The sequence below is a fragment of the Fredinandcohnia quinoae genome (genome assembly GCF_022427965.1).
Lineage (GTDB): Bacteria > Bacillota > Bacilli > Bacillales > Bacillaceae_L > Ferdinandcohnia > Ferdinandcohnia quinoae.
Genome location: NZ_JAKTTI010000020.1, coordinates 51,650 through 73,805, shown reverse-complemented (window position 1 = coordinate 73,805; position 22,156 = coordinate 51,650). Strand labels below are relative to the sequence as shown.

17 protein-coding genes, 1 tRNA gene and 1 riboswitch are annotated in these 22,156 nt (G+C 37.2%); of the genes, 5 read left to right on the top strand and 13 right to left on the bottom strand.

Translation table 11 applies throughout. The features are described 5' to 3' along the window. Nucleotides 1–219: 219 nt before the first annotated feature. The 9 genes from MJG50_RS13175 to MJG50_RS13135 form a co-directional block, all read right to left on the bottom strand. Nucleotides 220–1,326 (bottom strand): glycosyltransferase, encoded by a 1,107-nt coding sequence (locus tag MJG50_RS13175; RefSeq protein WP_240256202.1) that lies wholly within the window; start codon nt 1,324–1,326, stop codon nt 220–222. 382 nt (nt 1,327–1,708) lie between these two features. Then, on the bottom strand, nt 1,709–4,021 hold the full coding sequence (locus MJG50_RS13170) for an NTTRR-F1 domain (protein ID WP_240256201.1): 2,313 nt from the start codon (nt 4,019–4,021) through the stop codon (nt 1,709–1,711). A gap of 225 nt (nt 4,022–4,246) precedes the next feature. Further along, nucleotides 4,247–5,476, bottom strand: a complete 1,230-nt coding sequence (locus tag MJG50_RS13165; protein WP_240256200.1) for a glycosyltransferase family protein — start codon at nt 5,474–5,476, stop codon at nt 4,247–4,249. Nucleotides 5,477–5,526: 50 nt separating this feature from the next. Beyond that, nucleotides 5,527–6,219: an N-acetyltransferase gene (locus tag MJG50_RS13160; protein ID WP_240256199.1), complete on the bottom strand. Its 693-nt coding sequence runs from the start codon at nt 6,217–6,219 to the stop codon at nt 5,527–5,529. A 53-nt stretch (nt 6,220–6,272) separates the two neighbouring features. Next, nucleotides 6,273–7,256: a glycosyltransferase gene (locus MJG50_RS13155; RefSeq protein ID WP_240256198.1), complete on the bottom strand. Its 984-nt coding sequence runs from the start codon at nt 7,254–7,256 to the stop codon at nt 6,273–6,275. Between the two features lie 166 nt (nt 7,257–7,422). Further along, nucleotides 7,423–8,412 (bottom strand): glycosyltransferase family 4 protein, encoded by a 990-nt coding sequence (locus MJG50_RS13150; protein WP_240256197.1) that lies wholly within the window; start codon nt 8,410–8,412, stop codon nt 7,423–7,425. Further along, nucleotides 8,409–9,365, bottom strand: coding sequence for an NAD-dependent epimerase/dehydratase family protein (locus tag MJG50_RS13145; protein ID WP_240256196.1), 957 nt, complete (start codon nt 9,363–9,365; stop codon nt 8,409–8,411). Before MJG50_RS13145 ends, MJG50_RS13150 begins: the two co-directional genes overlap by 4 nt. 5 nt (nt 9,366–9,370) lie before the next feature. Further along, nucleotides 9,371–10,459: a Gfo/Idh/MocA family protein gene (locus tag MJG50_RS13140; protein WP_240256195.1), complete on the bottom strand. Its 1,089-nt coding sequence runs from the start codon at nt 10,457–10,459 to the stop codon at nt 9,371–9,373. Continuing rightward, nucleotides 10,446–11,549: a DegT/DnrJ/EryC1/StrS family aminotransferase gene (locus tag MJG50_RS13135; RefSeq protein WP_240256194.1), complete on the bottom strand. Its 1,104-nt coding sequence runs from the start codon at nt 11,547–11,549 to the stop codon at nt 10,446–10,448. The genes MJG50_RS13140 and MJG50_RS13135 overlap by 14 nt, the downstream gene beginning before the upstream one ends. Nucleotides 11,550–11,818: 269 nt before the next feature. On the opposite strand from MJG50_RS13135, the gene MJG50_RS13130 reads away from it, so the two are divergent. Next, the gene (locus MJG50_RS13130) at nt 11,819–13,126 is read left to right on the top strand and encodes a nucleotide sugar dehydrogenase (RefSeq protein ID WP_240256193.1); all 1,308 of its coding nucleotides are present in this window, start codon (nt 11,819–11,821) and stop codon (nt 13,124–13,126) included. A gap of 116 nt (nt 13,127–13,242) precedes the next feature. On the opposite strand, the gene MJG50_RS13125 is transcribed toward MJG50_RS13130, so the two are convergent. Continuing rightward, on the bottom strand, nt 13,243–13,389 hold the full coding sequence (locus MJG50_RS13125) for a paeninodin family lasso peptide (RefSeq protein ID WP_240256192.1): 147 nt from the start codon (nt 13,387–13,389) through the stop codon (nt 13,243–13,245). After that, on the bottom strand, nt 13,340–15,328 hold the full coding sequence (locus MJG50_RS13120; RefSeq protein WP_275695609.1) for an asparagine synthase-related protein: 1,989 nt from the start codon (nt 15,326–15,328) through the stop codon (nt 13,340–13,342). The genes MJG50_RS13125 and MJG50_RS13120 overlap by 50 nt, the downstream gene beginning before the upstream one ends. Nucleotides 15,329–15,759: 431 nt before the next feature. Between MJG50_RS13120 and MJG50_RS13115 the strand changes: the two genes are divergently transcribed. Together MJG50_RS13115 and MJG50_RS13110 are read left to right on the top strand one after the other, a co-directional pair. Further along, nucleotides 15,760–16,692 (top strand): HPr kinase/phosphorylase, encoded by a 933-nt coding sequence (locus MJG50_RS13115; protein ID WP_240256191.1) that lies wholly within the window; start codon nt 15,760–15,762, stop codon nt 16,690–16,692. Nucleotides 16,693–16,748: 56 nt separating this feature from the next. Continuing rightward, nucleotides 16,749–18,545, top strand: coding sequence for an ABC transporter ATP-binding protein (locus tag MJG50_RS13110; RefSeq protein WP_240256190.1), 1,797 nt, complete (start codon nt 16,749–16,751; stop codon nt 18,543–18,545). 56 nt (nt 18,546–18,601) lie between these two features. On the opposite strand, the gene MJG50_RS13105 is transcribed toward MJG50_RS13110, so the two are convergent. Further along, nucleotides 18,602–18,673: transfer RNA gene (locus MJG50_RS13105), tRNA-Val, on the bottom strand. A gap of 269 nt (nt 18,674–18,942) precedes the next feature. Beyond that, nucleotides 18,943–19,091, top strand: a riboswitch (cyclic di-AMP (ydaO/yuaA leader). Nucleotides 19,092–19,438: 347 nt separating this feature from the next. Between MJG50_RS13105 and MJG50_RS13100 the strand changes: the two genes are divergently transcribed. Further along, the gene (locus MJG50_RS13100) at nt 19,439–20,668 is read left to right on the top strand and encodes a dicarboxylate/amino acid:cation symporter (protein ID WP_240256189.1); all 1,230 of its coding nucleotides are present in this window, start codon (nt 19,439–19,441) and stop codon (nt 20,666–20,668) included. Nucleotides 20,669–20,711: 43 nt separating this feature from the next. Here the strand turns inward: MJG50_RS13100 and MJG50_RS13095 are convergent, their stop codons facing one another. Then, nucleotides 20,712–21,089, bottom strand: coding sequence for a hypothetical protein (locus MJG50_RS13095; RefSeq protein WP_240256188.1), 378 nt, complete (start codon nt 21,087–21,089; stop codon nt 20,712–20,714). A gap of 214 nt (nt 21,090–21,303) precedes the next feature. On the opposite strand from MJG50_RS13095, the gene MJG50_RS13090 reads away from it, so the two are divergent. Beyond that, nucleotides 21,304–22,032 (top strand): alpha/beta hydrolase, encoded by a 729-nt coding sequence (locus MJG50_RS13090; protein ID WP_240256187.1) that lies wholly within the window; start codon nt 21,304–21,306, stop codon nt 22,030–22,032. Nucleotides 22,033–22,156: the final 124 nt, after the last annotated feature.

Sequence of the window (22,156 nt, the reverse complement as noted above, 5' to 3'; positions counted from 1 at the left end):
ATTGTGTTAAATCTGATTGTTGCTTCCTATACCGCCTTATGTGTATGGATTCACTACGTTATTTGTACCGAATAAAATCCGTTCGCTCATACACATAAGGCTAGAATCAACATTGACATTAACATAGCCTAATATTAAAAAACCTAGCAATTTGAGTGTACACTCTTAACGCTAGGTTTACAATTGAATACAAGGTTTAACAGGTGTCTGTTTCTTTTATCACTCGTTTGAACTTATTTCAAGTTCTGGTTTAATACCGAGTTTGTCTTCGAGAAGACTTTTATTATGAATAATTCTTGGATCTTGTGGTCTGTATTTTCGTGCTTCTTCATTGTGTTCATAGGATTTTTGAAAATCTCCCATATTGTAGTAACAAACACACATTTGTAGATGAGGATACCATGTGTAATAAGCAGGGTAACTGAAACTCCACTTAGAATTTTCAGGTATTAACTGGGCTGCAAGACCATACCAGAATATTGCCGATTTATATTCACGTTTACGTTGATATATATACCCAATCCGACTACATGCTTCTGCCCGTGGAATCTTCGAAAACTCAAATGATTGATGCAAGGATCTTAATTCATTTTCCATATCACCAAGGAAACGATAGCAATCTGCTTTGTTCACGCAAGCATATACTTTATCCTCAATCCAACCTTCTTTTAAAGCGATATTTTCGTTATAAGCTTCAATTGCTTTTTCATGATGACCATTTTCCCTTAATTCATTTCCATAGTAAAAATAATCCCTTGGAGAAAATATATCACCACGGTCAATTTTGTTTTGATAAATATTTAGATTTCTTCCGACTGAGTGTTTGATTTTTTTATGGGTAACAGAAATCTCTGAATTAATAATGTTTCCAAATACATCTAAATATTGGTGGCAATCCCCTTTCCACATATAATTCTTTGCCCGTTTGACAAGACGGTTCCGACGATAGCGTAATGTCACATTTCCAAATTCATCAGTTCCTGCATCATAATACATCGAGACAGAATCAACAGCAGGATCTAATATTTCCTTTAACTCCTTAAGCTTCCGTTGATCTTCTTCTAGCAATACATCATCCGCATCAAGGTAAAGAATATACTCTTTCGTAGCATATTTAAATGATTCATTCCGAGCAGCTGCAAAATTCCCAATCCATTCAAAGAAGAAAACACGATCTGTATATTCCTTTGCAATTTCCACGGTTCGGTCAGTTGAGCCAGTATCTACTATATTAATCTCATCAACAATATCCTTTACCGTTTCAAGACATCTAGCAAGAACTGCCTCTTCATTTTTTACAATCATACACAAACTAATTGATACCAAAATTAGATGCTCCTTTCTAGTTAAATCCTTTTGTCAGTTTTATAGGAAACACGATTCATGATATCTTATTAATACTTCGACTAATTGGCATGTGTGGGTATCCTACTTTAGGAAAAAGAGTAATTTGTAAGCTATGAAACCATAAAAGGCGCAGAAAACTGCGCCTTTCATGGTTTTGGGATAGCTGTTTTATTAGTGATATGCACGATAATTTGGATATTTGCACGATATCTTGGAAATATGCACGGTAATCTACATATTTGCTCGTTACCCTGATATATGCACGATAATCAAAATATTTGCTCGTTATCCCGGATATATGCACGATAATAAAAATATCCGCTCGTTATCCCAGATATTTACATGATAGATAATCAAGAACTTAGCCAAACACTACTACATTTATATCTGTATTATTACCCGTTGCAGATGTTATGTTTGTTGCACTATTTATGATCGCCCTAACCTGAATCGTTTGATTGCCAGTGGTTGTTACATTGAATCCAGTAATTTCAGATATTGGATTTCTATAGGTGGCAGCTCTTGAAAGACTAGTATTATAGGTTCTTGTATCAACGAGTGTTCCATTCACATATAGTCTAGTACTAAAATTGATACTATTATTGGCTAAAGCAACATATTCAATTGAAGTTGAGTAAGCTAATTGGAGAATGTCTCCAACTGTAGCAGGTACAACCAAAGTACCTATAATTACTTCCGTAGGTGGTGTAACAGTAATCGCAACTGGTCCAGTAGTATTATTGAAGGCGAAAGTTGGAGACGGTCCTGTTGGTCCGGTGGCTCCTGTTGCTCCTGTTGCTCCTGTTGCTCCTGTTGCGCCTGTCGCACCTGTGGTTCCAGTGGCTCCCGTGGCTCCGGTTGCTCCTGTTGCTCCGGTTGCTCCTGTGGCTCCGGTTGCTCCTGTGGCTCCGGTTGCTCCGGTTGCACCTGTCGCTCCGGTGGCTCCTGTTGCTCCTGTTGCTCCCGTGGCTCCTGTTGGTCCTGTTGCTCCTGTCGCTCCGGTTGCTCCGGTTGCGCCCGTGGCTCCGGTTGCGCCCGTGGCTCCCGTGGCTCCGGTGGCTCCTGTTACGCCTGTCGCTCCAGTTGCTCCTGTTGCTCCGGTTGCGCCTGACGCTCCTGTGGCGCCTGTCGCTCCGGTTACTCCTGTCGCTCCTGTGGCTCCTGTCACTCCCGTTGCGCCGGTTGCTCCCGTTGCGCCTGTTGTTCCTGTTGCTCCGGTGAATCCAGTGGCTCCCGTTGTTCCCGTGGCTCCTGTCGCTCCTGTTGCTCCAGTTGAGCCTGTGGCTCCGGTCGCTCCTGTTGCACCTGTCGCTCCTGTGGCTCCAGTTGAGCCTGTCGCTCCTGTCGCTCCGGTTGTTCCTGTTACCCCTGTGGCTCCCGTTGCTCCCGTTGCTCCCGTTGCTCCGGTGGCTCCCGTGGCTCCTGTCGCTCCTGTGGCTCCTGTCACTCCCGTTGCTCCGGTGGCTCCGGTGGCTCCTGTTACTCCTGTTGCTCCGGTGAATCCAGTGGCTCCCGTTGTTCCCGTGGCTCCGGTCGCTCCTGTCGCTCCTGTTGCTCCAGTTGAGCCTGTGGCTCCGGTCGCTCCTGTGGCTCCAGTTGAGCCTGTCGCTCCTGTGGCTCCCGTGGCTCCGGTGGCTCCGGTTGCACCTGTTGCGCCTGTTGAGCCTGTCGCTCCTGTCGCTCCTGTTGCTCCCGTCTCTCCGGTTGCACCTGTTGCTCCAGTTGAGCCTGTCGCTCCTGTCGCTCCTGTTGCACCTGTCGCTCCGGTTGCACCTGTGGCTCCTGTTGAGCCTGTCGCTCCTGTTGCTCCGGTCGCTCCTGTTGCTCCTGTTGCTCCCGTCGCTCCGGTTGCACCTGTTGAGCCTGTTGCTCCTGTTGAGCCTGTTGCTCCGGTGGCTCCGGTGGCTCCGGTCGCTCCGGTCGCTCCTGTTGCTCCTGTTGCTCCTGTTGCTCCCGTCGCTCCGGTTGCACCTGTTGAGCCTGTTGCTCCTGTTGAGCCTGTTGCTCCGGTGGCTCCGGTCGCTCCGGTCGCTCCTGTGGCTCCGGTTGCACCTGTCGCTCCGGTTGCGCCTGTAGCTCCTGTCGCTCCGGTTGCTCCTGTGGCTCCGGTTGCACCTGTCGCTCCTGTTGCGCCTGTGGCTCCGGTTGCACCTGTCGCTCCGGTTGCGCCTGTGGCTCCGGTCGCTCCAGTGACCCCATCGCCCCCTGCTGAAAGTAAGGCTACATCATCTACAAGAATATCTGCACTACCGTCATTAGGTAGCTTATTTACAACAACTAGTGCTTGTGTAGCTCCAGCCGGTACAATTGTAGTATTTCCATAGACTTCTAACCAATTATCATTTTCTCCATTAGGTAATCTATCTACTGGTAGGTTAATAATCAACCCATATCCTAAATAGTTAAAAACTGAATCATAGTATATGACTGAAATACTTATAGGTGGACTAGGTGCTACTCCAACTTTTGCCAAAGAAACTAAAAACTCATATTGTTCGCCCGCCTGAACTGGCACAAATTGGGTTATAAAAGCATTCGCACTTCCTCCCAAAAATCTTGAAGAGAAGAAACCCGAATGAGAGAACTCACTTGTGACTGTAACATTAACCCCGACCCACGGAATTAGAGAACCTGTTTCAAAGGTTCCATTCTCGATTCTATCGTCAATAGACAATCTTTTACCTCCTTTACTATCAAATCTAGTTATTTGCTCCATGTATCAATCATGCAAAAGTAGAAGCATATCTCATACTATGTACACGCTCTATTTAATGACAGGACACTTTCATCTAGTAAAAAGCACAATTTTATAAAGATGAGATTTGTGTAACTCATAAACATAAACAAAAAACCACCCCTTTAATAATCGGGGTGGAATCGATATTTCAATTTTTAATACTCAAGTTAAAAAATAAACTCTTTCTCTATCCTTTTCTATAAGTCTATGATATACATCTACTAGCCTCTTCTCCATAAACTCCCAACTATAATGAGATTCCATTGCATACCGAGCATTTTTGCTCATCGTCTTTAATTCGTCCCGATGTTGATCTAAATAAATAAATGCATCGGCATAATCTTCAGCTGACGGTGAATATTTATCAATTACTAAGCCACAGTGGTGAAATCGTATAAAATTCTCCATATCATTACCTTTATTACATACTACAGGCACCCCATTATTAAGTGCACTAAAGAATTTATTTGGCATCGCAAACATTCTATTTAAAGAAAAGCGCATATCAAGATCAATCCAACCAATATCTACATCCTTCATATAATCTGGAATGGAATGGTAATCTACCCAATTATGATGAGTAACTTGTTCCTTAAACTTCTCTGGTACAACGATTCGATGACCTCTTGTTAGTCCACCTAATATCATAAATTGAAATAGAATCTGATCATTCATCAATTCCGTTATCCGAAGAATTTTTTCTAGTCCCCCGCGCTGAGAATGAACAATTCCTTCATAGCAGGCAGTCAACCCTGCTTCATTAAAAATCTTCTCTTCTTCCATCCTAACTAAAGGAGGGGAATTATAAATTAATTCTATCGGTAAATTGGGCTTCAGGCTCAAATACCACGCTTTAATAGACTGTGAGACTGTTAACAAATAGTCTACTTCATCAAGCATATGCAGAAGCAATTCCATTAATTTATGTTTATCTGGACGATTATTAAGTGGATCTACATTCATATCTCTACAATCATAAATTAATTTAATTTCTTTCCCACTTTCCTTCATTGCTCTTTTTATCCCAATTCCTGCATAAAGTGAATAAATTGAATGGGCATGATAGATTTCTGCATCAACTGTTAAACCCGCTTCCATTAGAGGATCATTGAATGCATGATGTGTTCTTCTTTTTATATTTGTAAGCATCGTATCTAGTGGTTCCTGATAATATTCATATGTTAAAACTTGAATACCTTCGTATATAAAAAACTTCTCCAAAAATTTATCTCGAATCGTAGTAAAATCCAAATTACATAAATACCCACCATATCTTGGATTTATTGATGTAACATTAAATCCATTTTTTAATAAGCTCTTAGCTTCATTTTTAAACATTCTTGAGTCAAAAATGGTATTGAACTTAGATAGCATACATACTTTTACAGACATATTTTCCTCCTTTCTCCTAATAATTTTAATAAGCCACGGAATGCTAAAGTTTATTTAATTATTCTTCCAGGATTCCCAACTACTGTTTTATTCGCTGGAACATCTTTCGTAATAACACTTCCTGCACCAACAATCGCATTTTCACCAATTGTTACAGCAGGTAGTAAAGTTGCATTGTTACCAATTTTCGCCCCTTTTTTTATTGTCGGCCCTTGATGCTTATAATTACCCATCCCCATATATTTGTCATTAGATGAGGAACAGCATGGTCCAATAAATACATCATCTTCAATCAACATATCAGCAGTAATATAACAACCAGTTTGGATTGTGACACGCTTACCAATGTTGGTGTTAGTCTCTACAATCGCATTACGACCAACAATACTATCCTCACCAACAACTACTTTTTCACGGATACTCGTTAAATCACCTACAAAAACACCTTCTTCAAGTTTTACATGTCGATAAATCACACTGTTACAGCCAATATTCACATGATTTCCAATCACTAAGGGATCAAGTGAATGAAGTGGTTTACGGGCCATTTTTTTATTTGAGGACGTTGGCTTGCCAAGCACTGTTAGTTCGCCAATATTGACATCATTTCCAATCATGGAATCCTTTTTAATAATGACATTGTGCCCAATCGTAACACGGTTTCCGATTACAACATTTTCCTCAATTACGACATTTTCACCAATGATGACATTTTCCCCAATTCGCACTGATGCATGGATCATAAATGTCCCCCTTTCTTAAATAAATGGGACAAGGAATTTGTCCCATCCCCTAGTTACAGTTCCTTATAGATTTGTAATAAATCATTCGTTACACGTTCAGCTGAATGATAGTTTTCAACATATTGTCTGCCTGCTCTTCCAAGATCGTGTCGTAGTTTCGGATTTTGAACTAATTCATGAAGAACATTTGCAATAGTTCCCGGAGTTGCTTGGACAATTGGTAGGTCCTCAGGGAATTCGCTTCGCACATCATCTCTAATAAATGCTACAACTGGTTTACCCATTGCCATCGCTTCTACACTAAACATTCCATATGTTCCACATAATAGTTGATCAATAATAATATCTGCATTCATATATGTTGCAAGTGCTTTTTCATGGCTCATTTTTTCTAGTATTTGATATTTAAAATTAGCTTTACCCATTAGTTGATTAATGGCAGATTCTACGTGATCTGAGCCTTTGAATTCTCGGTTTGTTGGTGCATGGATGATGAGTGGATTATGATTATTAATGGATGGATAAGACACTTGAAAGTCCTCAACATTACAAGCAAGAGGCAGCACATAAACATTTTTGTAATAGTCCTTCACATATGGATATGCCTCATAATCTTGGACTATTGCAGTATCAATATACTGTGATAGCTTAGTTAACTGTTCATGAATCTCTTCATCTGTATAATAGGTTGGTGGTAGTGGATAGGGGTTTAATCTATTAACAGCTTCCTCTGTTCGAACATCGCTCCCCCAATGATGCATAACCATTTTCTTCCCAAACTCCTTCAATAATGGGAGATCGGCAAAATCTTGAAAAAACGTATTTGCATTATGAAAATGAAAGATATCTGTATTCTCAACTAGAAAGTCTAGTTCTTTCATCACTTCAAATGCATCTGTATTAATAATATCGCCCTTGTAGTTCAAGTACGTATGAAAGCAATTAAATCCTGCGGCATGGTGACCTCTACTTCTCAATTCTTTACATATAATCCCCATCTGTCCTGCTATTTCAGTTGGGGCATGCACAATTTTCATATAAATCTCTCCTTCCTTCAATAATATATTCAGGAAGGGCAAGTTGGTTATTTATAATTTGAAAAATGGGGACATGCGGACTTACCAGATTTCTATCGGACCCAAAATTGTGTAAAAAAAAGGCTGATAGAAGCGGAATGAAATATCCCTTCCATCAGCCTTACTATTATTCACCTAGATTTGAATAGATTGTGAGTAATTGTTCAACAACAACATCATGTGCATGAACCTTCTCTACATATTGTCTTCCTTTCTCCCCTAGCTTACGACGCAATTGTGGGTTATTAAGTAAACTTCTAGTTTGTTCATATAGATTATCCGGATTGGCATTTACAATTGGTAAATCATTAGGAAATGCAGAGATAAGATCTGGCCGAATATATGTGATAACCGGCTTCCCTAATGCCATCGATTCAACGCTAAGTAATCCATAAGAACCGCATAAAACCTGATCAATGATGATATCCGCATCCTTATACAGTTTGATAACCTCATCATGATTCATTTTTTCAATTCGCTGATAGTCAAATTGATAATCCTCTTTTAGTTTTTCAATTGTCTCTTCAATATAGGTTGTACCCTTAAAATCAGGATTGGTTGGTGCATGCAAGATTAACGGTCTTTCTTTTTGTATGAAAGGATAATGTGGTTCAAATTGAGATAGGTCAATCGCAATCGGTAGTACATGCACCTTTTTATAATAGTCTTTTACATAGTCGTACACTTCATAATCCTGGACTATTGCTTCTTTTATATAGGTTGTAATTTTTTTCAACTTCGCATCAATTTCTTCGTTTGGTGGCGAATCCCCTGTATATACATAAGGATTATTAATTCTTGCTTGCTCATGAAATCGTACGTCATTTCCCCAATGATGCATTATCATTTTCTTATTTCTACTTTTAATTTTCGGTAGGTCTGTAAAATCTGGACATAATGTTGTTCCATAATGAAAATGGAACAGGTCATATGAATCAATAATCTCTGTACTTTTTTCACTTAGACCTTCTTCATCTGTATTTACAAGATGATCCTTATAACCTAGGTATGAATGGAAGGTATTATAGCCAACAGAGCAGTGACCTCGTTTTTTTAAGGCACTGCTCAATATTCCCATTTGACCGGCAATTTCAGTTGTACCGTGAAAAATCTTCATGATGAATAATTTTCACCCTCCTTTAACCATGTATAAGTTTTTCTAATCCCTTCTAGTAAGGAATGGCCAACCTCCCATTGTAATTCACTTTGAATTTTATCTGAGTTAATGCATCTCCTCTCAACAACATCCACTTTTCGTTTTGGCTCAAATTTCAAAGGAACCTCTGGATGACCACTAGCTTTCCGTACAACCTTTGCTAAGTCAAGGACACTCGTCTCAATTCCTGTACCAACATTATAGACAGTGCCAACTGCTTTACCGTTAACGGTGGCTAAAATTACAGCATCCATAGCGTCTTCTACATAAGTAAAATCTCTTGTTTGCTTGCCATCACCGTATATAACCATTGGTTTTCTATCTTCAATTGCCTCAAAAAACTTCGCAACCACTCCGCAGTATGGATTTGTTGCTAATTGACCAGGACCATATACATTGGAAAATCTGAGAATACTAATTGGCATGTGATACATTTCATAATACACTGAACAATAATGCTCCATCGAGAACTTACTCGCTGCATATGGAAGTTTAATATTATGATAGGTTTCGGGTGTAGGTAATATTTGTGATTCGCTATAAATTGAAGTAGTTGAAGCATATAAAAACCGCTTGAGCCCTTTGCAGCACTCTTGTGCCTTTTTGAGTAATAAATAACCGCCATAAAGATTTGTATCAAAATCATCATTCATATTTTCAACTGATAAGACGAGATTTTTGCAAGCAAAGTGAAAAATATATTCAACTTTTGGTAATATTTCTTCCAATACTTTTTCATTTGTAATACTTTCTTCGTAAAAAGTGATTCGATCTGATTGTGGGATTGCATTCCTATTTCCTGTTGATAAATCATCGATTATATAAATATGTTCACATAAAGGTAGGAGCCTTCTCACAAGCTGTGATCCTAAAAATCCCGCTCCACCTGTAACGGCTACTTTTCCGAGATTCATAGTCATTATCCTTCCTTTCTTTTCATATCAGCTGTAGAAAACGATGTGATCGGACATTGTACTACTTGTTTCGATAATTCTGACTTATATATTGCAAAAATAAGCTCTAATGCCTTTTTTCCTTCCAACCCATCTATTAACACATGTTTATTATTTGAATTAACAGCTTCTATAAAGTTTTCATACATATAGATTTCTTCATTTCCATCACTTACAAGACATTCCAACTCTTCCTCCGTAGTTTCATCACCTTCAACGAACCAACGTGTAATGTTATTAAGGGATGGACCGTCCAAAGAAATGGTCCCTTTTTCTCCAAAAATAGATAATGAGTAACCAAGATTATTAGGTTTCGTTACAATATTAGATTCAATAATCCCTTTTGCTTGATTTTTAAACTGAATAATACCCAGTGCAACATCTTCTGTTTCTTTTACAAATGATTGCTGTCCAATTTCACCGTATACTGTTTTGACATCACCAAGAAACCATTGAAGTAGATCAACTACATGAATTCCTTGATTAATTAACATCCCTCCATCACTTTCCCATTTCCCTCTCCAAGAAGTAGACATATAGTAGCTTTGTGTTCGATTAATTCGGATAGAAGCGACACCAAGTATCGGCTTGCCAATTTTCCCTTCATCAATAATCTGCTTTATTTTTTGCATGATTGGACGAAAACGGAGTTGATGACAAACCATAAGCTCCTTTTTCTGTGCTTGTGCCAACGTAATCAATTCATTTGATTCTGCGAGTGATAGTGCCATTGGTTTTTCAAGTACAACATGCTTTTGTGAGAGAAGAGCCTCTTTTGCCATCTTTGCATGGAGTCCTGAGTACGAACAAATAATCACTGCATCAACCTCTTCATTTCCAAGCATGTCTTGATAATTCGTATAACACTCGATTGTTGATAAGGAATCAGAATTCATTTGGTAATAGTTTATTGATTCTTCCATTCTTGATTGCTGAATATCACTGAGTGCAACTAATTGTGCTCTATCACAGTTCAGTAGTGCATATAAATGTTTTTTTGAAATAAATCCACAACCAATCAAGCCAAATCGAATGGTCATATTATCTACCTCCATCTTGGCGTAAGATTGAAATAATTTTGTCTTGTTCACCCTCTGTTAAAAATGGATGCATAGGAATAGCAAAAAGTCTTTCAGATAAATATTCAGCTACTGGGAAATCTCCTTTCTTATATTGCAGGAATGAGTAAACATCTTGAAGATGAAGGCAACGTGGGTAGTAGACTCCAGTTTGTATCTGTGCATTAATGAGGGCATTCATTATTTCTTCTCGTTGCTCTGATTCAATACAAAATAAGTGGTAAATATGTGTCCGATACTTCCCCTCTACTGGCATTTTCAAATGGGTAACATGGTTTAGGTATTTTCGATAACGTTCTGCAAGAACTCTTCTCTTTGAATTCCAATCGTCAATTTTAGTAAGATTAACAAGAAGAATAGCAGCATGTAGCTCATCTAGTCGACTATTATAGCCAATCCGATCATGAAAGTATTTCTTCGTTGTACCATGAGTTCGAAGCTTTCTAATTGTTGTTGCCAACGCTGAATCGCAAGTTGTGATGATACCGCCATCCCCCATCGTGCCAAGATTTTTCGTAGGAAAAAATGAGAAACAAGCGACATCTCCTAAACTACCTACCGGTTGGTCCTTAAATGAAGCACCAAATGCTTGACATGCATCTTCTATCACTTTAAGTTCATATTTTTTTGCAATTTCATTGATATCATCCATATCAGCTGGTTGACCGAAGATATGGACAGGTATAATTGCTTTTGTAGCTGGCGTTATTTTACGTTCAATTTCATTAGGATTAATATTGAACGTAATTGGATCAACATCTGCAAATACAGGTACTGCTCCGACTCGTGAAATTGCCTCTGCACTTGCAAAGAAAGTAAATGGTGTTGTAATTACTTCATCACCTTTCCCAATTCCATAAGCCTCAAGTGTAAGAACAAGCGCATCTGTTCCATTTGCAACAGCAATCGCTTCTGATACACCTAGCCTTTTTGCGATCTTCATCTCTAGTTCCATAACCTTTGGTCCCATAATATACTGGCCACTTTCTATGACATCGTTCATTTCTTGTAAAATTTCCTTTTTAACGCTTTGAAATTGTCGTCTTAAGTCCACTAGGTTTATCATTTTCTACCCCTTCATTTGTATATCAAATAAGCTAATAATCAGAAAATATCAGCGTTTGATATCACTAAATTTTATTTCTCCATAATCTATGACAAACCCGTACAAAGAGTAACGGCAAAGATACCATTAATAGATGAAGTCCAAAAAAGTCCGGTAAAAATTCCATTGCCTAAATTTAGTAGAATAAGTTGTTTGTCCATTCCCTTCTCTCTGTCAGTGCATAGTTTAGAATGTATTACATTTTAGAAAGAGACGAGGTGAGTAGTTTCATGCAATTCGATGCAACATCGGGGATAAAAGAAAAAATAGCTGTTATCGGTTTAGGATTTGTAGGTCTCCCTTTATCTGTCATGCTTGCTGAAAAGGGATTTAGTGTAGCAGGAATCGATACAGATGTTGAAAAAGTATCAAAACTTCATCAGTCAAAAAGCTATATTGGTGACATAGATGACAATCGGTTAAAAAAGGTTGTTGATAGCGGAAATTTCGTAGCGACTACTAATTTTGATGAAATAAAGAGTGTGGGTTCTATCATTATTTGTGTTCCAACACCTTTAACTAATCAAAAAGTACCAGATTTACGATTCATTATTAGTGCAGGAACTGAAATTAGTAAAAGATTACAAAAGGGACAACTTATTATTTTGGAAAGCTCAACCTTTCCCGGAACAACCAATGAAGTTTTACTACCTATACTTGAAAAAAGTGGTTTACAGATTGGCGAGGATTTCCTTTTAGCTAATTCACCGGAGAGAATTGATCCTGGTAATGATAAATATATGGTAGATGAGATTCCAAAGGTCGTTGGAGGAGTTACATCAAAATGTAAACAGGCTGCGATATCACTTTACAGCCAAATTTATCATGAGGTCGTTCCAGTTTCTTCAACTGAAGCAGCTGAATTAACAAAGCTACTTGAAAATACGTTCCGTTTTATTAATATTTCCTTTATTAATGAGATGGCCATACTTTGTGATCAATTACATGTTGATATTTGGGAAGTAATCAATGCAGCTGCAACAAAACCATATGGATTTACTCCTTTTTATCCAGGTCCTGGAATAGGCGGCCATTGTATCCCTGTTGATCCGTTATATCTTCAATGGAAGCTTAAGCAACTTGAAATGAGTAGTGATTTCATTACAATTTCGGAGCAGACCAATCACCGGATGATTTCCTATATCGTGAACCGCACGGAAAAACTTCTTCCATCAAAATCACTATCATCAACTAATATCCTTATTTATGGGGTAACTTATAAAAAAGATGTGGAGGATACACGTGACTCTGCAGCATTAGAGATCATTGAGTTATTAAAACAAAAAGGGGCTAATGTTCACTATCATGATCCATATATTTCCTCATTAAAGATAGCTAATGAGGAATTATTCAACACAGACTTAACAGAAAATGTGCTTAGAAAAATGGATTGTACCATCATCTTGACTGATCATTCCAATATCCCACTGAAGAAAATTCTGAATAACGCTTCACTTGTGTTTGATACGAAGAATATTACAAATGGACACGAGGGAACTGCAAGAGTTGTACGGCTCGGTGAAGGAGTCCAACTATAAAATGTATTTTAAAAAGGGCAAATCTAAGGATTTGCCCTTTTAACCAAAACTTTATTTAGTATTGCAAACAAAACATGATCGCTTAAGTAAAAACTTCTAATTAGTATTTTGATAGATTAACTATCAATCGGATCAGGGCCTGGCTCCTCTGGCTTATACTTCCTTCCAATAAAGAACCCATCCCAAGAGTCACCATGCCAATTTGCCATTGTTTCACTGATATCCAACAATTCCAGTTGCGGTTTTTTCCATTCTTTTTTCATATGTATCACCTCCTTTAAGGTTAAATGATTGAAGAAATCGATAGACAATGATGCTACGCATCAGCATTCTAAGTTCAGGGTTAAAAGCAGAATCCCCTTTCGGCACTTCCATAGCTGTCAAAAGTGCATTGCTGATTGATTCCAAATTGAAAAATTGTTCTACATCTTTATCATTTAATAGTTGTTTTACCTCTTCAATAAAATCTGTCCAGCAAGGTATCATTCTATGAATCCAATCTGCTGCTTGAAGGCCGTAATCTGTTTGGTTTAGTCTCACTGCATCAGGCAAATACCCTTCTGTTGCGTTTCGAATCAGAGCTCGGTCCATTCCATTATTAATAAATTGGTCTAGGGGAAGTGACATACAATAATTAATCACCCTGATATCATTGGTTGGATCCCGCATTAAAACTCCATATTGCATGGATAATTTTGAGAACGCAATTCCATTTGAATTCCAAATAAATTCGTTCTTAATAAGATGTTGCCTTATATTTAAAAGTGTGAGCCCATTAAAGCCATCGGCTCCCATTCCATACCTTTCCAGTTTATCAAAGACATTTACCTTTTTTGCAAAATCAGAGTTTATGAGCATCGGAAATTGATAGTCCTCCTCATTGCGCATAAAAGGAAATACTTGTTTACCTATTTCCTGAAGTAGTTTTTTCCTACCTACTCCGATGTTTCTGCTATAAGTCTTTAGTTCACGTGCAAGACTTAACCATTTCATACTCTTTAATAAATGACCGTAATATTCTAATGCTGGGCCCCAGGAAATCGTAAAATTCCCTCTAGCTCCACTTAATAAAATCCCAATTTCATCTTTACTTGCTCGTTCAAATATGCCTTTCATCCAGAAAGAATTCTCAAAGAATTTATATGGTGTTTCTATAATTCTCAACCAGTCATCAATATCATTGTATGAATTTTTACTTTCTAGACTTAAATAATGATCATCAATATTTCCTACATAATCAACTGTTTTACTGATAAATGGCCGTTCATCTGGAAAATAGTTTCTTGGTGTGTAGTCCTGAAAATCTTCCACAGGGATTGAACTGTAGGTATGTAATCTTTTATTTTGTTGTTGTAATGTTTTTGCAGCAAAAGCAGCAACCGCCCCTGAATCAAGTCCACCACTTAAGTGCGAGCCCACCCTTTTAAAGGTTCGTACTCTTGAATCAACTGCTTTTTGAAAAATATCACGAAAAGCCACAATATATTCCTGATCTGTTTTAAATCTGATTTTTTCACCGAATGATAGTACAGAATATTTCGTAAGCTTTAGTTTCCCATCCATCACAGTAACCGTATGTGAAGGTGGAACTTGTTGAATATCCTTTATAACTGTATTTACCACATCGACAGCATCAACTATGGTTGAAATTGCCAAATACTCAGCAAGCCACTCTTCATTTAACTGCTTGTTTATATAGGGCAACCTTAGCAATGGTTCCATAACAGTGCAGAAGGCAAATTGCTGATCACTATGGTAAAAATATAGCGGTCTTGTACCGGAAAAATCTCTTGCTCCAAATAATTTTTGGTTTTTCTCATCCCAAATCATAAAGGCAAAGTCACCTATTAAATGCTTTACAACTTCATCTCCCCATTTTGCATAGGCGATAAGAATTAGTTGACTATCAGGCATAATTTTTCTTTCCGTGTTATCTATTCCTAATTGATCAAATAATTCGCTTCGATTATCAATCATTGCATCTGATGTAATGACTAATTGCCTCTCATAATCGTAAAATGGTAGTTGTTCACCAATCGACTCCACAGTAATCCATTGTGCATGGCATCCCAAAAACACTTTATCCTTGTGCCAGGTTTGGACATCATCTGCCGGAAACTTGCTTAATGCTTGCATCATTACTTGTTCAAATTGTTTAGGAATCGGTTCTTTCACATGATAAATTCCAGCAATTGCACTCATTATATCTTCTCCAATAAGGTTTACTTTTCAATTCTTAAATAAGAACATTTATTCTAAAATTATAAATAGGCATATATGACTATACCCTTAAAATTGGTTCCTTATTGAGAACATATCATTATTAAAAATAAATTTCAATACCTATTTTCTACTTTTTAAATTTTCATAAATTGAATTTTACCAGCAAAACGCACACTTAGATCATCACCATTTTCACATATAATGTATTATTTAAAAGGAATAATAGAATTGAAAATCAGTTATTGACATAATTAAATTATGATGATAATTTATACTAAAATTGTTCTTTATAAAGAATATTTAATAATAATTTACTAGTCGATATTTCACATCAAGCGTCCTTTATTATGAACATAATATTCTAAATTACAATTATATAAGGTTAAATAAAATAGAAGGGGTTAAAATAGATGTTTTTTTTCTCTGAAGAGTATTTTTACAAGGTTTTTGGTTTAACAGTATCTAGTGTTTATTTCCTACCTGAAGCTCCTCTTACATATGTAAATGATAACCAAGTAGATATAGTGATAACTGAAACAGATTTATCCCTTTTATGGGCAGATTTTGCAGATAGAAATAATTTTTTTATTGTCGAAGAAGATTTTATTATGTTCCAAGTACCAGACGTGGCCATCTTCAAAATAGAGCATGGAAATACCATATTAGTGTCACCCTACCCGAACGTATCCCATGACCATATCCGTCTATATCTTCTTGGCACATGTATGGGGGCCATTTTACTGCAAAGAAAAATCCTACCCTTACATGGGAGTGCCGTTGTAATTAATGGCAAAGCTTACGCAATTGTTGGAGATTCAGGAGCAGGAAAATCAACCCTTGCCTCAGCTTTCATAAAACGGGGTTATAGTTTATTAAGTGATGATGTAATAGCAGTCACCCTAGCGGATGGAAATCAACCAATTGTGACACCAGCTTACCCGCAGCAAAAGTTATGGCAAGAAAGCATTGATCAATTTGGTATGGATTCTGGGCAGTATCGACCAGTAATCCAAAGAGAGACAAAGTTCGCCATACCAGTAAAAGAACATTTTAAAACTGAGCCAACTCCATTAGCTGGAGTTATCGAGTTAACAAAAAAAGAAAATGGTCGAATTGAAATCACTCCTATCCAAGACTTAGAGCGTTTACTTAAACTATTCCAGCATACATACCGTAATTTCCTTATAGCACGTTCTGGATTAATGGACTGGCATTTTGAAACATTGACAAAAATAGTTAACAAGCTTGACCTTTATCAAATAAAAAGACCAACAACTTATTTTACCGCTCATGAGCTAGTCGATTTGATTCTAGCTAAATTACAAAAGGAGAAGGTAAGATAAAAAATCTTATCTTTGAGAAGGTGGGGGAACACGCCTTACCCAAGGGGGAATATCAAATGCAATATGTGTTATATTTCTTAAAACAAATTCATAAGTATTCTGGAAGTGCTGTCTATATTAATCTTTTTGCGATGATTGCGTTAGGCCTGATAGAAGGTATTGGAATCCTGTTATTAGTCCCTTTGCTAAGCATGAGTGGGATTGTTGAGTTTGATTCTAGTGGAGTACCATTAATAGGTGTTTTTGATTTCCTTCAGTATATTCCTACTTCAGTTGGCTTACCGCTGATATTGGGCTTTTATGTTTTGATTGTTATCACCCAAAATATCGTAAATCGCCAATTGAATGTCAAGAACACCAAAATACAGCAAGGTTTTTTACGCTATATGCGGCTAGAAACATATGAACCAATACTACATGCGAATTGGAACTTTTTTATTAAGCAACGCAAGTCAGATCTCGTTAATATTTTAACAGCAGAAATCGGTCGGGCTAGTCTTGGAACTTATTCATTTTTACAATTTATCACATCACTTGTGTTTACTTTGGTACAAATTGCTCTTGCCTTTATTCTGTCACCTAGTATAACATCGTTTGTCCTACTATCTGGAGCAGTGCTTATCTTTTTCAATCGAAAATTTTTAAAACGGTCACTTGAATTAGGGAAGCAGAATTATGAATTAAATAAGGACTATCTAGCAGGTATTACCGATCAAATGAATGGTATTAAAGATATCAAAAGCAATACATTAGAACAATCACGCGTTGATTGGTTTAGTTCGTTAACGAAAAAAATATATAATCAACAGGTGAACTATACAAAGCTTAAAACAGCTTCCCAGTTAAACTATAAAGTCGCCTCTGCTATTTTAATTGCTTTATTTATCTATTTTGCAGTTAGCATGTTTAGTGCTCAGACGGGACAATTAATGTTAGTGATCGTAATCTTCTCAAGGTTGTGGCCGCGTGTTTCTTCCATTCAGTCTTCTTTGGAACAAATAGCATCAACAATTCCTTCATTTAAGGCGGTTGAAGCTATACAAAATCAATGTAAACAAGCTCGCGAATATGAACAAGAATTACATAAATCGGTCAAGCCACTAACCATTGAACAAAGCATTGTATGTCGACATGCTTCTTTTCGTTATAATCAAAATGAACCAATTTATGCATTGAAGGATATTAATATAATATTTCCTGCCAACCAAATGACTGCAGTTGTTGGACGTTCAGGAGCTGGAAAAAGCACTTTAATTGATTTACTAATGGGCCTAAACCAAGCGGAAACAGGGCAAGTAATCATTGATGGGACACCATTGACAAGCGCTAACTTAATCGCGTTAAGACGATCAGTCAGCTATGTCCCACAAGATCCATTCCTATTTAATACTAGCATTCGCGATAATTTATTATTAGTTGAACCAAATGCAAGTGAGCAAGAAATCTGGGATGCCTTGGAATTTTCTTCAGCAAGTGAGTATGTAAGAGGGTTATCCGACGGACTTGATACACTTATTGGGGATCGGGGAATAAAACTATCTGGTGGTGAACGGCAACGTCTTGTGTTAGCACGGGCTATCCTTAGAAAGCCTTCCATCCTAGTCTTAGATGAAGCCACAAGCTCTCTAGATACTGAAAATGAGAGAAATATACAACAAGCAATTGAACGCTTGAAAGGAAAAATGACGATTGTCGTGATTGCTCACCGGTTATCAACAATTCGAAATGCTGATCAAGTTATTGTCTTAGATCAGGGCGAGGTCATTCAAAGAGGTGGTTTTTCCGAGCTTAAAGAGGATAAACGAAATGTGTTCAGTCATTTATTGCAAAATCAGTTGGAAGCTATTCAGTAAAAATTGTATATATAAAAAAAACGGCACATCCCTTAAGAAATGTGCTGTTTTTACAATGATCTGAGAGGGATTTGAACCCCCGACCCCCACCCTGTCAAGGTGGTGTTCTCCCGCTGAACTATCAGATCATACTATTAAAATCGTACTATGGACCAATTATATTAAATTTACTACCATTTGTCAAAATAAATCGATGGAAAATAAAGCTAAATCTATACTATTAATCTATACGTTTCGTTTGTAAGCAAAATAGTTCCCAATCGAATTATATTATAGTAAAATAACATTAGTCATTCCTTAGTAGATTTATATATTCATTTTTGTTATCTTTCCAATATTATAAATATTCTTGACATAAACAGTAAAAAAAGATATATATATTAGTAAGCAATGGACAATTCAATACTCGCTGAATTCCCAATTGGGAAACGGGGGAACCATTTTGTGCAAAAGGGCACTCGGGGTGAATCCTTTATTATAAAGGTAGGAATATACTCTTCATCCGAATCCGACAGCTAACCTCGTAAGCATCTGGAGAGAGCATAGTTGCGTTTTTTTTCAACTAATAGCCACGAGCTTTCTTTCTCGTGGTTTTTTTATTCTCCGAGAATGTTTACATCTATCATCAAATGCGCCTTGGCGTATTTGCGCCCAGATTTTTTCGAGCTTGCTCGAAAAACTTCCTTTAAAAATCTGAGGCATCCGCCGGAGGCTTTAACTTTATTCAGTCGGAGTTTGAACCCCCACTGAAGTGGAAACTGATTTGTATTCATCTCACCACTTATAGAAGTGGGAGACTTCTGCTGAATAAAGTTATAACTTTATCAGGTTAGTTCACTCCTTCCCTTTTGCTGACACCACATCTAAAAAAAAAATAATATGGGAGGTTACTTATGTCATTAACCAAAAAAATCTTATACGCTTTATTATTAGGGGCAGTAGTTGGAATTATTTTAAATCTTACAGCACCTGAATTTTTCACACACATTAACAAATGGCTATTCGTACCACTAGGACAAATTTTCTTAAATCTTATCAAAATGCTAGTTGTTCCAATTGTTTTCTTTTCCATTACCCTAGGAGTTGCTGGTCTTGGTGACCCTAAGAAGTTAGGAAGAATTGGTGCAAAAACAATTGTTTACTTTTTATTAACTACAACTATCGCAATTATTATTGGAATAAGCTTAGCGTTCATTGTCCAACCTGGTTCTGGAGGCGGCTTTGATACGGAAGGTGTAAAATATGAAGGTACGACTGAAGCACCACCAGTTGTTGAAACATTATTAAACATTATTCCGACTAATCCTGTTGCTGCCATGACTGAAGGGAATATGCTTCAAATCATTGCATTTTCAGTCTTTATTGGCTTTGCACTAACCATTTTAGGGAATAAGACAAAGGGAATTTTAAATTTATTCGAACAAGCAAATGACATTATGATGTACCTTGTTAACCTTGTGATGAAGGTCGCACCATATGGTACATTCGGATTAATTGCAACCGCAATTGGTAGTCAAGGATACGATGCGATAAAAGCAATGGCTGCATATTTCCTAGTCGTAGTAGCTGCGCTATTCATACATGCTGCTGTAACATATGGAGGAACTGTTGCATTGGTAAAACGCAGTCCAATTGAATTTTTCAAAGGATTTTTCCCAGCCATGACAGTTGCGTTCAGTACATCAAGTAGTAATGCAACCCTACCAGTATCAATGGAAACCGCACAAAAGAACTTAAAAGTACCAGAACCAATTAGTAGCTTTGTTCAGCCCCTTGGTGCAACAATTAATATGGATGGAACCGCGATTATGCAAGGAGTAGCGACCATCTTTATTGCACAGGCATGGGGTGTCGATTTATCAATAACTCAGATTTTAATGGTTATTTTAACGGCTGTTCTTGCAAGTGTCGGTACTGCCGGAGTACCTGGTGTTGGATTAATCATGCTTGCGATGGTATTAGACTCTGTAGGCTTACCGGTTGCAGGTATTGGATTAATTATTGGTATCGACCGCTTACTAGATATGACTCGAACTGCTGTTAACATCACAGGAGACGCAGCATGTGCAGTATATGTTGCCGAAACGGAAAAGAAACATATGGATGTTACTAAAACTGCATAAATAGTAAAACGACAGAGATTTTCTTACTCTGTCGTTTTGTTGTTTAAACATCTTCAGAAATTTCGACATGGTCTGATATTGATTGTATTATACTGTCTATCACTGCACTGTCCCTTACCTTAATCCCCTGCTGCCCACCTGCTTCATCATTGTCATTGCCGGCAATTCCACTTCTACCATTACCATTAGCAAATTTAGATTGATTATTTGAGGTACTACTATTATTTCTAGCGTTTTGTCCTCCTTGATTGGCGTTCATTCCAACATTTCTATTGATTTGTCCGCCACCTTCTGCTCTTTGTTCTATTTGAATCTCATTATTCTCAATATTGATGTTGCAATCAATATTAATCGTAATTATAAGCCCATCTTTTGCTTGATTATGATTATGAGGTTTGTGTTTTTTATGGCGTGGTGGCATTGATAGACTCACTCCTTTCTCATTATTATACAATCAACATATTCGATGTAACTAGATTACGATTGGACAACTTATTCAGTGAAACGCCTTTTTTAAAAAAATTGAGTCAACAAATAATGGGAATCGTTCTTCTGTTTTTTTCTAAAAATACGTTATAATAATGAAGAACTTTTTTAGGTAATTATCAAAAGAATATGGAGGTTTAATGACATCGATGAGTAATAAAGGTACTGTTAGGGAAATGACTATACATAGTAAGACGTTGAAAGAAGATGTTGAATTGATCATATACTATCCAGTTGCGTATTCTCCATTGTATAAATATCATATTTTGATTACACAAGATGGACGTGATTATTTTAATTTAGGGAGGATCGCACGTACTGCAGATCAGCTTTTACATAATCATGAAATTGAGAATACGATTATAGTTGGAATCCCTTATGCGAACAAAATTGATCGTTGGAATAAATATCATCCCGATGGTGATAAGCATCAAGAATATATCCGTTTTTTAGGGGAAGAGCTTGTTCCTTTTTTAGATCAGAAATTCCCTACGTATCAAATGGGCTTAGGACGTGTTTTAATAGGAGATTCCTTAGGTGCAACTGTCTCACTCCTTGCTGGTCTTGAATATCCTCATACTTTTGGGAAGGTAATTATGCAGTCACCGTATGTAAATGAATATATACTAAAAAAAATCGAGTCATTTCAGGAGCCACATTTAATAGAGCTCTATCATGTAATCGGTAAAGATGAAACTGAAGTCGATACTACAAATGGAAATATTGAAAACTTCATTAAACCAAATCGAGAAATGAATAAAAGCATCATCAAAAAAGGTTTTACATATTTTTATGATGAGTTTGATGGTGATCATAAATGGACATACTGGCAACCTGATATACCGAGAGCACTTGTGATGATGTTGAAAAATGAATAAATTGTTACACCAATTTCCATTTTATATGAATTAATTCTTGTATTCATATATAATCTAGAAAAGAAATTTGTTATAATAGAATTACTATTTTTCGTATTTTTAAATGTACATACCTACTATTTAA